The 13,995-nt window shown below is 68.7% G+C and carries 11 protein-coding genes; 5 read left to right on the top strand and 6 right to left on the bottom strand.

The features are described from left to right. Positions 1–151 precede the first annotated feature (151 nt). Positions 152–2,374: an NADP-dependent isocitrate dehydrogenase gene (locus Q0747_RS08750; RefSeq protein WP_298253635.1), complete on the top strand. Its 2,223-nt coding sequence runs from the start codon at positions 152–154 to the stop codon at positions 2,372–2,374. Between the two features lie 125 nt (positions 2,375–2,499). On the opposite strand, the gene Q0747_RS08745 is transcribed toward Q0747_RS08750, so the two are convergent. The 6 genes from Q0747_RS08745 to Q0747_RS08720 all read right to left on the bottom strand — a co-directional run bounded on the left by Q0747_RS08745 (position 2,500) and on the right by Q0747_RS08720 (position 9,705). After that, entirely contained in the window at positions 2,500–3,573 is a 1,074-nt protein-coding gene (locus Q0747_RS08745) for a Gfo/Idh/MocA family protein (protein WP_298253633.1), read from the bottom strand. Between the two features lie 150 nt (positions 3,574–3,723). After that, positions 3,724–4,821, bottom strand: a complete 1,098-nt coding sequence (locus tag Q0747_RS08740) for a sugar-binding protein (protein ID WP_298253631.1) — start codon at positions 4,819–4,821, stop codon at positions 3,724–3,726. Positions 4,822–4,886: 65 nt separating this feature from the next. Further along, positions 4,887–6,188 carry a multiple monosaccharide ABC transporter permease gene (gene mmsB, locus Q0747_RS08735; protein ID WP_298253629.1) on the bottom strand — a complete coding sequence of 434 codons (1,302 nt, stop codon included), beginning with the start codon at positions 6,186–6,188 and terminating at the stop codon, positions 4,887–4,889. 23 nt (positions 6,189–6,211) lie between these two features. Further along, positions 6,212–7,750 (bottom strand): multiple monosaccharide ABC transporter ATP-binding protein, encoded by a 1,539-nt coding sequence (gene mmsA, locus Q0747_RS08730; protein WP_298253778.1) that lies wholly within the window; start codon positions 7,748–7,750, stop codon positions 6,212–6,214. Between the two features lie 124 nt (positions 7,751–7,874). Next, a complete protein-coding gene (locus Q0747_RS08725) occupies positions 7,875–9,044 on the bottom strand; it encodes an ROK family protein (RefSeq protein ID WP_298253627.1) in 1,170 nt (389 codons plus the stop codon). 139 nt (positions 9,045–9,183) lie between these two features. Then, the gene (locus Q0747_RS08720; protein ID WP_298253624.1) at positions 9,184–9,705 is read right to left on the bottom strand and encodes a gamma carbonic anhydrase family protein; all 522 of its coding nucleotides are present in this window, start codon (positions 9,703–9,705) and stop codon (positions 9,184–9,186) included. 133 nt (positions 9,706–9,838) lie between these two features. Between Q0747_RS08720 and glyA the strand changes: the two genes are divergently transcribed. From glyA to Q0747_RS08700, 4 genes are all read left to right on the top strand, one after another. Beyond that, the gene (gene glyA, locus Q0747_RS08715; RefSeq protein WP_298253622.1) at positions 9,839–11,143 is read left to right on the top strand and encodes a serine hydroxymethyltransferase; all 1,305 of its coding nucleotides are present in this window, start codon (positions 9,839–9,841) and stop codon (positions 11,141–11,143) included. Between the two features lie 87 nt (positions 11,144–11,230). After that, positions 11,231–12,121 carry a bifunctional methylenetetrahydrofolate dehydrogenase/methenyltetrahydrofolate cyclohydrolase gene (locus tag Q0747_RS08710; RefSeq protein ID WP_298253619.1) on the top strand — a complete coding sequence of 297 codons (891 nt, stop codon included), beginning with the start codon at positions 11,231–11,233 and terminating at the stop codon, positions 12,119–12,121. Positions 12,122–12,173: 52 nt separating this feature from the next. Then, the gene (locus tag Q0747_RS08705) at positions 12,174–13,115 is read left to right on the top strand and encodes an ABC transporter ATP-binding protein (protein ID WP_298253618.1); all 942 of its coding nucleotides are present in this window, start codon (positions 12,174–12,176) and stop codon (positions 13,113–13,115) included. Continuing rightward, entirely contained in the window at positions 13,108–13,983 is an 876-nt protein-coding gene (locus tag Q0747_RS08700; RefSeq protein ID WP_298253616.1) for an ABC transporter permease, read from the top strand. Before Q0747_RS08705 ends, Q0747_RS08700 begins: the two co-directional genes overlap by 8 nt. Positions 13,984–13,995: the final 12 nt, after the last annotated feature.

Here is a 13,995-nt window from a genome sequence, read left to right as displayed (position 1 = left end):
CTCCGGCCTGCCCGGCCGCCAGCCGACCTGCCCTCCCACCTCACCCCGCCTGCGTCCCGGGCCGCCCGCCTGCGGGCGACGCGATAGGTTGGAGCCGACGGGTTCGCCCCACCAGACCGCTCACCGCAACGCACCGCAGGAGATGCCGCCCATGTCCACGATCATCTACACCCACACCGACGAAGCGCCGATGCTGGCCACCTACTCGTTCCTGCCGATCATCGAGGCGTTCGCCTCCACGGCAGGTGTGGAGGTCGAAGTGCGGGACATCTCGCTCTCGGGCCGCATCATCGCGCTCTTCGGCGACCACCTCACCGAGGACCAGCGACAAGCCGATGCGCTCGCCGAGCTCGGCGCCCTGGCGAAGACGCCGCAGGCCAACATCATCAAGCTGCCCAACATCAGCGCCTCCGTGCCGCAGCTCAAGGCCGCCGTCGCAGAGCTCCAGGGCCAGGGCTACGCCCTGCCGGACTATCCGGACCACCCGACCACGGACGCCGAGCGGGAGATCCGCGCGCGCTACGACCGGGTCAAGGGCAGCGCCGTGAACCCCGTGCTCCGCGAGGGCAACTCGGATCGCCGCGCGCCGGCCTCGGTGAAGAACTACGCGCGCCAGAATCCCCACAGCATGGGTGCCTGGACACCGGAGTCGAAGACCAACGTGGCGCACATGACGAGCGACGACTTCCGCTCCAACGAGCAGTCCGTGATCATCTCCGCGGACGGCAGCATCAGCATCCGCCACCTCGGGGCCGACGGCGCCGTCACCGAGCTGAAGAGCTCCTTCCCGGTGCTCGAGGGCGAGGTGGTCGACGGTACGGTCATGCGCGCCGGTGCGCTGAACGCCTTCCTGAAGGCGCAGGTGGCCCGGGCCAAGGAGGAGGGCGTGCTCTTCTCGGCGCACCTGAAGGCCACCATGATGAAGGTCTCCGATCCGATCATCTTCGGTCACGTGGTCCGCGCCTTCCTGCCGGAGCTCTTCGAGACCTACGGCGAGCAGCTCGCCGCGGCCGGCCTGAGCCCGAACAACGGCCTGGCCTCGATCCTCGCCGGACTCGACACGCTGCCCGACGACGTCCGCGAGGGAGTCCGGCAGGCCATCGACAGGGGCATGGCCGACGGCCCCGACCTCGCCATGGTCGATTCCGACAGGGGCATCACCAATCTGCACGTGCCCAGCGATGTGATCGTCGACGCGTCCATGCCGGCCATGATCCGCAGCTCCGGCCACATGTGGGGGCCCGACGGCGAGGAGGCCGACACCCTCGCCGTCATCCCCGACAGCAGCTACGCAGGGGTGTACCAGGTGGTCGTCGACGACTGCCGCGCCAACGGGGCCTTCGATCCCACCACCATGGGCACCGTGCCGAACGTGGGCCTCATGGCCCAGGCCGCCGAGGAGTACGGCAGCCACGACAAGACCTTCGAGGTCCGGTCGGAGGGCAAGGTCCAGGTGGTCGACGCCGAGGGCACGGTCCTGATCGAGCACGACGTCTCCCCGGGTGACATCTGGCGCGCCTGCCAGACCAAGGACGCCGCGATCCTCGACTGGGTGAAGCTGGCCGTGACCCGTGCCCGGGCCTCCGCGACGCCGGCGGTGTTCTGGCTCGACAAGCACCGCGCACACGACGCGAATCTCATCACCAAGGTCACCGGGTACCTGGCGGAGCACACCACCGACGACGTGACGCTCGAGATCATGACGCCCGAGGACGCCACGGCGTTCACGCTCGAGCGGCTCCGCCGGGGCGAGGACACCATCTCCGTCACGGGCAATGTGCTCCGTGACTACCTGACGGATCTCTTCCCCATCCTCGAGCTCGGGACCAGCGCCAAGATGCTCTCGGTGGTGCCGCTCATGAACGGCGGCGGACTCTTCGAGACCGGCGCCGGCGGATCGGCTCCGAAGCACGTGCAGCAGCTGGTCAAGGAGAACCACCTGCGTTGGGACAGCCTGGGCGAGTTCCTGGCCCTGGCCGTCAGCTTCGAACACCTGGCCACCACCACCGGCAACGAGCGCGCCCAGATCCTCGCGGACACGCTGGACCGCGCCACGGGGACCTTCCTGCTGGAGAACAAGTCGCCCAGCCGGAAGGTCGGGGAGATCGACAACCGGGGCAGCCACTACTTCTTGGCCCGCTACTGGGCCGAGGAACTGGCGCGGCAGGAGCAGGATGCCGCGCTGGCGGAGAGCTTCTCACGCGTGGCCGAGGCCCTGACCGGCAACGAGGACACCATCGCGGCGGAGCTGCTCGCCGTGCAGGGGTCCCCCGCGGACATCGGCGGGTACTTCCACCCCGACGTCGAGAAGGTCACGCAGGTGATGCGTCCGTCGGCGAAGCTCTCCGAGGTCCTGGCGATCCTCACGCCGTAGGATCCCCACACCCTAGGACGAACCACCGGCCGGTCCAGTGCGCTGGGCCGGCCGGTGGTGCGCCCGGCCCCCCGCGCCCGGACCGTTCGGGCGCGGAGGGGCATCACGCGTGGGCGGTGGGAGGATCAGGCGTCGTCGTTCGGATACCGGACGCCGAGCTGCGCGCGGGCGTCGTCGAACAGGCGCAGGGTCCGCAGGGTGTCGCCCACGGGCATGGTGGGGCTCTCGGTCAGACCCTCCTGCACGCAGCGGGTGACCTCGCGGAGCTCGTGGGTGTAGCCGGCGCCGATCTGCTCGAAGCGCTCGGTGCGGGGTTCCTCCTGGTCCACCACGATCGTGAGGTCGCTGGGATTATTGAGCCTGCCTTCGGTCCTCAGCCACCCCTTCGACCCGCTGATGGTCGCCTGACCGGGACAGGACGAGACGAACGACGACGACAGTTGGGCGAAGGCGCCGCTGTCGTAGCTCAGCGTCAGGACGTTCTGGACGTCCACGCCGTCGTCGTTCAGGCTCCCGACCGCCGCGACCACGTCGGGGAAGCCGAGGGACCCCAGGGCCCAGGTCAGCGGATAGACCGTCAGGTCGAGCAGTGCTCCTCCGCCGGCCGCAGGATCCCACAGGCGGCTGGTGGGATCCTGCGGCGCCGTGAAACCGAGATCGGCCTGGATCCACCGGATCTCGCCCAGCACGCCGGCGTCGATCAACTCCCAGGCGCGGGTGACACTCGGCAGGAATCGGGTCCAGACCGCCTCCATGAGGAACAGCCCGCGCGCCGCCGCGAGGTCGGCGAGCTCCTGTGCCTCGGCCGCATTGATGGTGAAGGCCTTCTCGCACAGGACGTGCTTGCCGGCGTCCAGCGCGGCCCGGGCCACCTCGAAGTGCTGGCCGTGGGGAGTGGCGATGTAGACGACATCCACCTCCGGATCGTCCATGAGCCGCTGGTAGCCGGTCGTCCCGCCGTCGTCCCCATAGCTCTTGGAGAAGCCGAAGCGGGCGGCGAAAGCGGCAGCGCTGTCGGAGCTGCGGGAGCTGACGGCGTGGAGGACGGAGTCCTCGAGCAGGGCCAGATCTCCCGTCACCTTCTGCGCGATGCCGCCGGTCGAGACGACGCCCCACCTCAGGGGACGGCCGGTGGCGGCGAGGGGACTCGGAGCGCCTGCTCTGGCGCAGGGGGCAGGGACGATGCGGTGGGGATTCATGGCACCATCCTCGCGGCTGCCCGGTCCGGCGTCCATCCTCGACGCCGGTAGGGTCCGCCGACGAGGACGGGCGGTGTCCCGGAACGCCAGGAGCGCCCCGGCCGGTGGCCGGGGCGCTCCGTGGGTCGGCCCGCAGGCCGGTGGATCGTACTACTTGGTCAGCTCGGCGAGCGTCGGGTCGTTCTCGTAGGCCTCGGCGGCGTTCTCCTTCGTGACGATCTGCGGCTCGAGGAGATAGGCGGGAACGGTCTTGACGCCGTTGTCGTAGGAGTCGGGATCGTTGATCTCGGGTTCCTCGCCGGCCTGCAGGTTGTTCACCATCTCGATGGTGTGCTCCACGAGTGCGCGCGTGTCCTTGTTGATGGTGGAGTACTGCTTGCCGGCCATGATCGACTTCACGGACTCCACCTCGGAGTCCTGCCCCGTGACCACGGGCAGTTCCTTGCCGGCACCTTCGACGGAGGTCAGGATGGCGCGGGCGAGGGTGTCGTTGGGGGAGAGGACCCCGTCGAGCTCGGTGGAGCCGTAGTTGCCGGAGAGGAGCGTGTCCATGCGCTTCTGCGCGTTCTCGGCCTTCCAGCCCTGCGTGACGGCCTGGTCGAAGGTCTCCTGGCCCGAGACGACGACGACGTCGCCGTTGTCGATCTCCGGCTGCAGGATGCTCATGGCACCGTCGAAGAAGACCTTCGCGTTGGCGTCGTCGGGCGAGCCGGCGAAGAGCTCGATATTGTAGGGGCCCTCAGGATCGGCCGCCTCCATGCCGTCGAGCAGGGCCTGGCCCTGGAGCTCGCCGACCTGGAAGTTGTCGTAGGCCACGTAGTAGTCCACGTTCTCCGTGTTGGTCAGGAGGCGGTCGTACGCGATGACCGTGATCCCGGCGTCCTTGGCCTGCTGGAGCTGCGTTCCGAGCTGGGCGCCGTCGATCGCCCCGACCACGAGCACCTTCACGCCGTTGGTGATCATGGAGCTGATCTGGTTCTGCTGCTCGGAGACACCGCTGTTGGCGAACTGGACGTCGGGCTCGTACCCGGCGTCGGAGAGACCTTCGTTGAAGAGCTGTTCCGCGAGGACCCAGTTCTCCGAGGTCTTCTGCGGGAGGGCGACGCCGATGGCGGCGCCGGCATCGAAGCCGCCGGTCGCCGCGCTGCTGTCGTCGGTGGCAGGGGCCGCTTCCTCACGGCCGCAGCCTGTCAGCGTCAGTGCCGAGATGGCAGCGATGGCTGCGAGGGATCGTGCGAATGTGCGCATTGCATTCTCTTTCTGTGATGGACGGGTGGAGCGTGGGGGGTCTGTGTGTCCGGCCGGGGCCGGGGCTAGACGTCGTGGGAGATGACTGCCTTGGTCCCGACGGCCTGTTCGGTGGGGGCCGGGTCCGGAGCGTCCGCATCGGCCTTCCGCGTGCCGCCGCCTCCGCCGAGGTTCCTGGTGAGCAGCCCGATGATGGAGGGCTTGCCCTGGCTCTTGTTGAAGACGTCGAAGGCGACGGCGACGAGCAGGACGAGGCCCTTGATGATCTGCGTGTCGTCCGCTCCCGCACCGAGCAGCTGGAGGCCGTTGTTGAGGACGGCCATGACGAGGCCACCGATGATGGAGCCGACCACGGTGCCCACGCCGCCGGTGACCGCGGCCCCGCCGATGAACACGGCGGCGATGGCGTCGAGTTCCCATCCGACGCCATCGGACGGCCCGGAGGCGGTGGAGCGGCCCACGAAGATCATGCCGGCGAGGGCGGCGAGGACGGACATGTTCATCATGACCATGAAGTTCACCCGCTTGCTCTTGACCCCCGACAGTTCGGCTGCGTGCCGGTTGCCGCCGACGGCGTAGACGTGGCGACCGAGGATCGTCTTGTTGGAGACGAACGCGTAGATGATCACGAGGACCCCGAGGATGATGCCGGGGACGGGGAACGAGGTGCCCGGGCGACCCGTCGCGAAGAGATACGTCGCGTAGAGGATGACGGCGGAGAGGAGGACCACCTTGACCACGGGGACCCAGCTGGGAGGCACCTGGGCGTTGATCTTCTCGAGCCTGCGACGCCCCCGGAACTCGTTGTAGACCACGAAGGCCACCAGGGCGAAGCCGATGAGCAGGGTCAGGTTGTTGTAGCCCGTGGTCGGACCGATCTCGGGGAGGTAGCCCGCGCCGAGATACCGGAAGCCCTCGGGGACGGGCACGGTGAGCGAGTTGCCGACCCGCTGGTTGGCCCCCCGGAACAACAGCATGCCCGCCAGGGTGACGATGAAGGCCGGTATGCCCACGTACGCGACCCAGAAGCCCTGCCACATGCCGATCAGCGCGCCGAGGACCAGCCCGAGGAGGACACCGAGGTACCACGGGATGCCCCAGTCCCGCATGGCGATCGCGACGACGATGCCGACGAACGCGGCGATCGAGCCCACGGAGAGGTCGATGTGCCCGGCGATGATGACGAGCACCATGCCGATCGCCAGGATCAGGATGTAGGAGTTGCCGTTGAACAGATTCATCATGTTCACGGACGTGAGCGTCTTGCCGCCCGTGCGCCACTGGAAGAACACGACGAGCGCGACCAGGGCGAAGATCATCCCGAACTGGCGGGTGTTGCCGCCGAAGAGGTGTTTGAGGGATTTCATGGTGTCTTTCCTAGGGGCTTCGGTCAGGCGGATTTCCTGCTGGCGGTCATGAGTTTCATGAGGGATTCCTGGTTCGCGTTGCGGCGGTCCAGTTCGCCCGTGATGGCACCCTCGAAGATCGTGTAGATGCGGTCCGAGAGTCCGAGCAGTTCGGGCAGCTCCGAGGAGATGACGATCACGCCCTTGCCCTGGTCCGCGAGTTTCTGGATGATGCCGTAGATCTCGTACTTGGCACCGACGTCGATGCCGCGGGTGGGCTCGTCGAGGATCAGGAGCTCGGGATCGGTGAACATCCATTTCGCCAGCACGACCTTCTGCTGGTTGCCGCCCGAGAGCTTGGCGACACCCTCGTTGACGCTCGGCGTCTTGGTCCGCAGGGACTTGCGGTAGTCCTCGGCGACGCGGAACTCCTCGTCCCGGTCGACCACCAGACCCCGCGTGATCTTCCTCAGATCCGCCGAGACCGTGGTGGTCTTGATGTCGTCCAGCAGATTCAGGCCGAGCGACTTCCGGTCCTCCGTCACATAGGCGAGGCCGGCGTCGATGGCCTGCGGCACGGTCCTGAGGGTGATCTCCTTGCCGTCCATGACGATCCGGCCGGATCGATAGGTGCCGTAGGAGCGGCCGAAGACCGAGCGGGCCAGCTCGGTGCGCCCTGCGCCCATCAGCCCGGCGAAGCCGACGATCTCTCCGCGACGGACGTGGAAACTGGAGTTCTTGCACACGAGGCGGTCGGGGACCGAGGGGTGGCCCACGGTCCAGTTGCGGACCTCGAAGAACGTCTCGCCGATGGACGGGGTGTGCTCGGGGAACCGGGATTCGAGCGAGCGGCCCACCATGCCCCGGATGATGCGGTCCTCGTCCACGCCGTCGTCCTTGACGTGGAGCGTCTCGATGGACCGCCCGTCCCGGATGATGGTGATCGAGTCGGCGATCTGCTCGATCTCGTTGAGTTTGTGCGAGATCATGATGCACGTGATCCCCTTGGAGCGCAGGCCCGCCATGAGATCGAGCAGATGCTGGGAGTCCGACTCGTTGAGCGCTGCCGTCGGTTCGTCGAGGATGAGCAGTTTGACCGACTTGTTGAGGGCCTTCGCGATCTCGACGAGCTGCTGCTTGCCCACGCCGATGTCCTTGACCTTCGTGGTGGGATCCTCGCTCAGGCCCACGCGGGCCAGGAGTTCGAGTGCCGTGCGATTGACGAGGTCCCAGTTGATGGCACCGAAGCGCGTGGGTTCGTTCCCGAGGAAGATGTTCTCCGCGATGGACAGCTCGGGGATGAGGGCGAGCTCCTGGTGGATGATCACGATGCCGGCCGCCTCGCTGGAGCGGATGTCCCTGAACTGGACCGGCTCGCCCTGGAAGATGATGTCGCCCGAGTACTCGCCGTAGGGGTACAGCCCCGAGAGGACCTTCATCAGGGTGGACTTGCCGGCACCGTTCTCACCGCAGATGGCGTGGATCTCCCCCGATCTCACCGCGATGGAGACATCGGCCAGTGCCTTGACGCCGGGGAACTCCTTGGTGATGGAGCGCATCTCGAGGATGGTGTGGTTGATCATCGAATCTCCCGCAAGGACGTCACTGTCGAAGGTGGAGCCAAAACTGGCCCGAAAGAATTGAACACGGTGGATGGCCATGGCGTCAATGGTTGAAGGCAATGCTACCGCTGCGTGACCCGGGCGCTCAGGTCTTTGGCCGGGCCAGGCCTGCCCGGGCGAGGACGAGGGCAGCGGCGCCGAGTGCCTCGGCCCGGTCACCCAGCGAGGACATGCAGAGGTTGGTCGTCTCGCCGACGATCGGGACGGCGTGGCGCGAGAGCCCGCGCCGGACGGGCTCGAGCAGGATCTCGCCGAGATCCGTGAGGGGGCCGCCGATCACGATGGTCTCGGGATTGACGAGATTGGCCATGTGCGCCAGTGCCCTCCCGACGGCGACCCCTGCGTCGTCGACCACACGCAGCACCGCGGTCTCCCCGGCGAGCGCCCGCTCCACGATCTGCCGCGTGTCGACCGGCTCCCGCGTGCCCCGGCCCAGCAGCTCGATCATGGTGGACGTCGACGCCACGGTCTCGAGGCACCCGCGATTGCCGCACCGGCAGATGACGCCGTGCTCGTTGATCGTGGTGTGTCCCAGTTCCCCCGTGATGCCGACGTGACCGTAGAAGAGCGCTCCGTCGAGCACGAGGCCCGCCCCGATGCCGGAACCGAGCTTCAGGAAGAGCAGATTCGCAACCGCCTGGTGCGGGCCCCAGCTCACCTGGGCGAGGGCGCCGAGGTTGGCGTCGTTGTCGATGTGGACCGGGATCTGCAGGCGGTCCCGGAACATGCCGCGGATGTCGATCCCCACCCACTCCGGCAGGATGCCTCCCTCGACCACTGTCCCCGTCCTCCGGTCGATCGGCCCGGGGATGCCCACGCCTGCTCCGAGGAGGGCCCGCCGGTGGATGCCGCCCTCGGCGAGCAGGCTGTCGAGGAGGTCCGCCGCGATGGTGAGCCCGTCCGCGGCGGTGTGGCCGGGGGGCAGCGGGACCGAGGCCTCCCGGATGATGCTGTGGCTCGTGCCGGCCAGGACGACGCGCAGATGCCTCCGGCCCACGTCGATCCCGGCGGCCACCTGACCGTCGTCCTCAAGCGTGACCGACAGGGCTCGGCGCCCGGAACTCGTGGTCGGCTCCGTGCTGACGATGCCGACCGACGCGAGGGCCTTGACGATGTTCGACACCGTGGCCGTCGACAGCCCGGTCTGGCGCGCGAGCTCGGCCTGCGTCTGGGACCCGCCGCTCCTCAGCGCCGAGACCAGGCGCTGCTGGTTCTGCCGACGCAACGCCGACTGCGATCCCGGTCTGCCGGCCACGTCGGACACACCGGGGACACCGGATACACCGGGGACACCGGGGACATCAAATACACCGGGGACTCTGGGGCTGGCGGTCGGTGTGTCCGGGAGGGGGCGTGCGGGCATGACCTCAGGGTTGCGCAGCTTCCCCCTGTCGTCAAGAAGTCAACGCATCACGATGCTCCTGTGCCAATGCTCTGTAGTGGGCCGCATTGGCCCCGACGTCCTCCACCTCGCTGTCGGTGAGCTCCCTCCGGACCTTCGCCGGTACCCCGGCCACGAGGGAGCGGGGCGGGACGACCGTTCCCTCGAGCACGACGGCGCCCGCCGCCACGAGCGACCCGGAGCCGATCACGGCGCCGTTCATGACGGTGGCGCTCATGCCGATGAGGCAGTCGTCCTCGACGGTGCACCCGTGCACCACGGCGCTGTGGCCCACGCTGACGCGATCCCCGATCCGCGCGGGGAATCCCGGGTCGGCGTGGACCACCACGTTGTCCTGCAGATTCGTGCCCTCGCCGATGTGGATCGGGGCGGCATCCGCGCGGACGCTGGCGCCGTAGAAGACGCTTGCGAAATCGCCGACGGTGACGTCGCCGATCAGTGCCGCGGTGGGGGCGGTGAACACGGAGTCGCCGATGACGGGGGTCCTGCCCCGGAACGTGATGAGGTGAGCCATGGCGCCAGCCTAGGCGACGTCGTCGGGATGGACACCTGTCGCGGCCGGTCGGGCGGTGCGGTTAGCATGAGGGCGACGTCCAAGCACGGCCACGAGGCCTGCGCCGATGCGCGACCCAGAGAAGGATCGATCGATGACCACCTCGCCCACGTCCGGATCCACCACGGCGGACTCCGTCACCGATGCACCCCTGTCGGAGGTGGATCCCGAGATCGCGGCCGTCCTCAGGGACGAGCTCGCGCGGCAGCGGGACACCCTCGAGATGATCGCCTCCGAGAACTTCGCTCCCCGGGCGGTCCTCCAGGCCCAGGGCAGCGTGCTCACCAACAAGTACGCCGAGGGCTACCCGGGACGTCGGTACTACGGCGGGTGCGAGCACGTGGACGTCGCGGAGAATCTGGCGATCGAGCGGGTGAAGGCACTCTTCGGAGCGGAGTTCGCGAACGTCCAGCCCCACTCCGGCGCACAGGCCAACGCGGCCGCACTGTCGGCCATGATCAAGCCCGGCGAGAAGATCATGGGTCTCTCGCTCGCCCACGGCGGGCACCTGACGCACGGGATGAAGCTCAACTTCTCGGGCAAGCTGTACGCCGTGGCCGCGTACGGTGTCGAGGAGGACACCCACCGCCTCGACATGGACAGGGTGCGTGAGCAGGCGCGCGCGGAGAAGCCGCAGGTCCTGATCGCCGGCTGGTCCGCCTACCCGCGCCGGCTCGACTTCGCGGCCTTCCGCTCCATCGCCGACGAGGTGGGGGCGGTCCTCTGGACCGACATGGCGCACTTCGCCGGTCTCGTCGCCGCAGGAGTGCACCCGAACCCGGTGCCCCACTCCGACATCGTCACCTCCACCGTCCACAAGACGCTCGCCGGACCGCGCTCCGGTGTCATCCTCGCGAAGCAGGAGTGGGCCAAGAAGCTCAACTCGAGTGTCTTCCCCGGACAGCAGGGCGGCCCGCTCATGCACGTGATCGCCGGGAAGGCCACTGCCTTCAGGATCGCCGGGTCCCCGGAGTTCAGGGAGCGCCAGGAGCGTGTCCTCGAGGGCGCCCGCCTCATCGCCGAGCGCCTCACCGGCTCGGACGTCGCCGAGCACGGCGTCTCGGTGCTCACGGGCGGCACCGACGTGCACCTCGTGCTCGTCGACCTGCGCAACTCCACCCTCGACGGCCAGCAGGCGGAGGACGTGCTGCACTCCGTCGGCATCACCGTCAACCGCAACGCCGTACCCTTCGACCCGCGTCCGCCGATGGTCACCTCGGGCCTGCGGATCGGGACCCCTGCCCTGGCCACCCGCGGCTTCGGTGCCACCGAGTTCACCGAGGTCGGGGAGATCATCGCGGCAGCGCTGAAACCCGCCCCCGACGTCGAGGCCCTCCGCGCGAGGGTCTCCGCGCTCGCCGCCGACTTCCCGCTCTACCCGGGCCAGGAGGAGTGGTAGGGCCGGCCGGGGCGCAATCGCCCTGTCGGTGGTGCGGAACGGAACCGCAGCACCCATCACCCGAGCAACCGAACGAGGTCGATCCGCATGAGCCCAGCCCGCATCCTTGACGGGAAAGCAACCGCCGCGCAGCTGAGGGCGGAGCTGACCGGACGTGTGGCGGCGTTGCGGGAGCAGGGGATTACCCCCGGGCTCGGCACCGTGCTGGTGGGCGACGACCCGGGCAGCCGCTCCTACGTGGCGGGCAAGCACCGCGACTGCGCGGAGGTGGGTATCACCTCGGTCCGGCGCGATCTGCCCGCGGACATCACGCAGGAGGACCTCGAGTCCGTCCTCGACGAGTTGAATGCCGACGACGTCACCACGGGCTACATCGTCCAGCTCCCGTTGCCCGCACATCTCGACACCGACGCGATCCTCGAGCGCATCGATCCGGCCAAGGATGCCGACGGACTGCATCCCACCAATCTGGGCAGACTGGTACTCAACGTGGACCGGGAGATGGTGTCGCCGCTGCCCTGCACGCCGCACGGCATCGTCGAGCTCCTCGAGCGCCACGGCGTGTCCCTCCGGGGCCTCGACGTGCTCGTGGTGGGCAGGGGCGTGACGGTGGGCCGCTCGCTGGGCCTGCTGCTGACACGGAAGCAGATCAACGCGACAGTGACACTGGCTCACACGGGGACCGCTGATCTCGCGGCGCATCTCGCTCGGGCCGACGTGGTGGTCGGTGCCGCGGGAAATGCCCACATGATCCGCGCGGAGCAGCTCAAGCCTGGCGCGATCGTCCTCGACGTCGGCGTGAGCCGCGTCGAGGACCCGGACACGGGCAGGGCGGTGCTGACGGGCGACGTCGAGCCCGCTGCCGCGGACGTGGCGGGATGGCTGGCGCCCAATCCGGGGGGAGTGGGTCCGATGACCCGCGCCATGCTGCTGGCCAATGTGGTCGCTGCCGCGGAACGCCTGGCAGGCAGCAGCTGACGGTCTCCGCGCCCTGCCTCGCTCCGAGCCCGATCTCACCTACGCTGGGCAGGTGCACCCACATTCTCCCGGCCCGCCGGTGATCTCCGCCCAGCGTCTCAGCAAGCACTACGGCGAGTTCAGGGCCGTCGACGGGATCTCCTTCGACGTCCCCGCCGGTGAGGCCTTCGGGCTGCTGGGTCCTAACGGGGCCGGCAAGTCGACCACCATGCGCATGATCGGCGGCGTGTCCCAGCGGACCTCCGGGCACCTGACGATCATGGGGCTCGATCCCGAGGAGCACGGGCCCGAGGTCCGGGCGCACCTCGGCGTGGTCCCGCAGCAGGACAATCTCGACGAGGAACTTCGGGTCCGTGACAATCTGATCGTGTACGGGCGCTACTTCGGCCTCCCCCTGAGCTATCTCGGGCCCAAGGCCGACGAACTCCTCGAGTTCGCCCAGCTCACGGACAAGGCCTCGGCGAAGGTCGACGCGCTCTCCGGCGGCATGAAACGGCGTCTGACCATCGCGCGCTCGCTCATCAACGAGCCCCGGATCCTCCTCCTCGACGAACCCACCACCGGCCTGGACCCGCAGGCCCGGCACATCCTGTGGGACCGGCTGTTCCGGCTGAAGGAAGCCGGCGTCACGCTCATCCTGACCACGCACTACATGGACGAGGCCGAGCAGCTCTGCGACCGCCTCGTCGTCGTCGACAAGGGGCAGATCATGGCGGAGGGCTCACCCGCCCAGCTCATCCGCGACCACTCCACGCGGGAGGTCCTCGAACTGCGCTTCGGCTCGGAACGGAACACCACCGTGGCCGCGGAGCTGCAGGGCATCGGCGACCGCCTCGAGCCGCTGCCGGACCGCGTGCTCATCTACGCGCGCGACGGCGAGGCGGCGCTGGAGGAGGTCAGCGCGCGAGGCCTGAAGCCCCTCACGTCCCTGGTGCGGCGGTCCTCGCTCGAGGACGTCTTCCTGCGCCTGACCGGGAGGAGCCTCGTTGACTGAGCCGCGGACCACCGTGCCGGACGACCACCCGGCACACCGGCCCTACCGTCTCCACTCCCACGCACCGGAGGTCTCGGCGTCCCGGGCACGCCGGTTCGGCACCTGGTACTACGCCGAGCACGTGCTGCGGTCCATGAGGAGCTACCGCTGGACGCTGCTCGCCTCCAGCGTGGGCACACCGGTGGTGTACCTCGTCGCCCTGGGCGTGGGGCTGGCGACGCTCGTGGACCGGAACTCCGCCGCAGCCTTCGGCGGGGTCGGCTATCTCGCCTTCATCGCACCTGCGCTGCTGGCGTCGGCGGCCATCATGACGGCGGCCACCGAGTTCACCTACCCGGTGATGGACGGCTTCAAGTGGCGCAGGGTCTACTACGGACCCCATGCCTCACCCCTGGGGACGGACCAGATCGTCAACGGCCACGTCCTGGCGATCACGCTCCGGCTCCTGGCGAGCACCGCCATCTATTTCGTGATCATCGCGGCCTTCGGTGCCTCGCCCTCGCCCGCCGGGGTGCTGGTAGTCCCGGTGGCGGTCCTCACGGGGCTCGCTTTCGGTCTGCCGCTGCTGGCCTACGCGGCAGGGGTGGAGGACGACCGGGGGCAGTTCCCGCTCGTCATGCGCTTCGTCGTCACGCCGCTGTTCCTGTTCTCCGGCACATTCTTCCCGCTGGAGACCCTGCCCCTGTTCCTGCGCTGGATCGGCTGGATCTCGCCCCTGTGGCACGGGACGGAACTGGGCCGGGCCCTGACCTACGGGTACGAGCTTCCGGGCTGGCTGGCGCTCGTCCACGGCCTCGTCCTCGTGGTCCTCGCCGTCGTCGGCCTGCACCTGGCCCGGACGGTCTTCGCGCGGAGGCTGGGTCGGTGACGGCGGGATTCC

It is taken from the genome of uncultured Arthrobacter sp., assembly GCF_947493765.1.
Classification (GTDB): domain Bacteria; phylum Actinomycetota; class Actinomycetes; order Actinomycetales; family Micrococcaceae; genus Arthrobacter_D.
This window is presented reverse-complemented; position numbering and strand designations above follow the sequence as displayed.

Coding starts and splice junctions, on each gene's coding strand:
- Q0747_RS08745 (WP_298253633.1), bottom strand. CDS start 3,573: ATGAATCCCCACCGCATCGTCCCTGCCCCCTGCGCCAGAGCAGGCGCT.
- Q0747_RS08710 (WP_298253619.1), top strand. CDS start 11,231: ATGAGCCCAGCCCGCATCCTTGACGGGAAAGCAACCGCCGCGCAGCTG.
- glyA (WP_298253622.1), top strand. CDS start 9,839: ATGACCACCTCGCCCACGTCCGGATCCACCACGGCGGACTCCGTCACC.
- Q0747_RS08750 (WP_298253635.1), top strand. CDS start 152: ATGTCCACGATCATCTACACCCACACCGACGAAGCGCCGATGCTGGCC.
- mmsA (WP_298253778.1), bottom strand. CDS start 7,750: ATGATCAACCACACCATCCTCGAGATGCGCTCCATCACCAAGGAGTTC.
- Q0747_RS08720 (WP_298253624.1), bottom strand. CDS start 9,705: ATGGCTCACCTCATCACGTTCCGGGGCAGGACCCCCGTCATCGGCGAC.
- Q0747_RS08740 (WP_298253631.1), bottom strand. CDS start 4,821: ATGCGCACATTCGCACGATCCCTCGCAGCCATCGCTGCCATCTCGGCA.
- mmsB (WP_298253629.1), bottom strand. CDS start 6,188: ATGAAATCCCTCAAACACCTCTTCGGCGGCAACACCCGCCAGTTCGGG.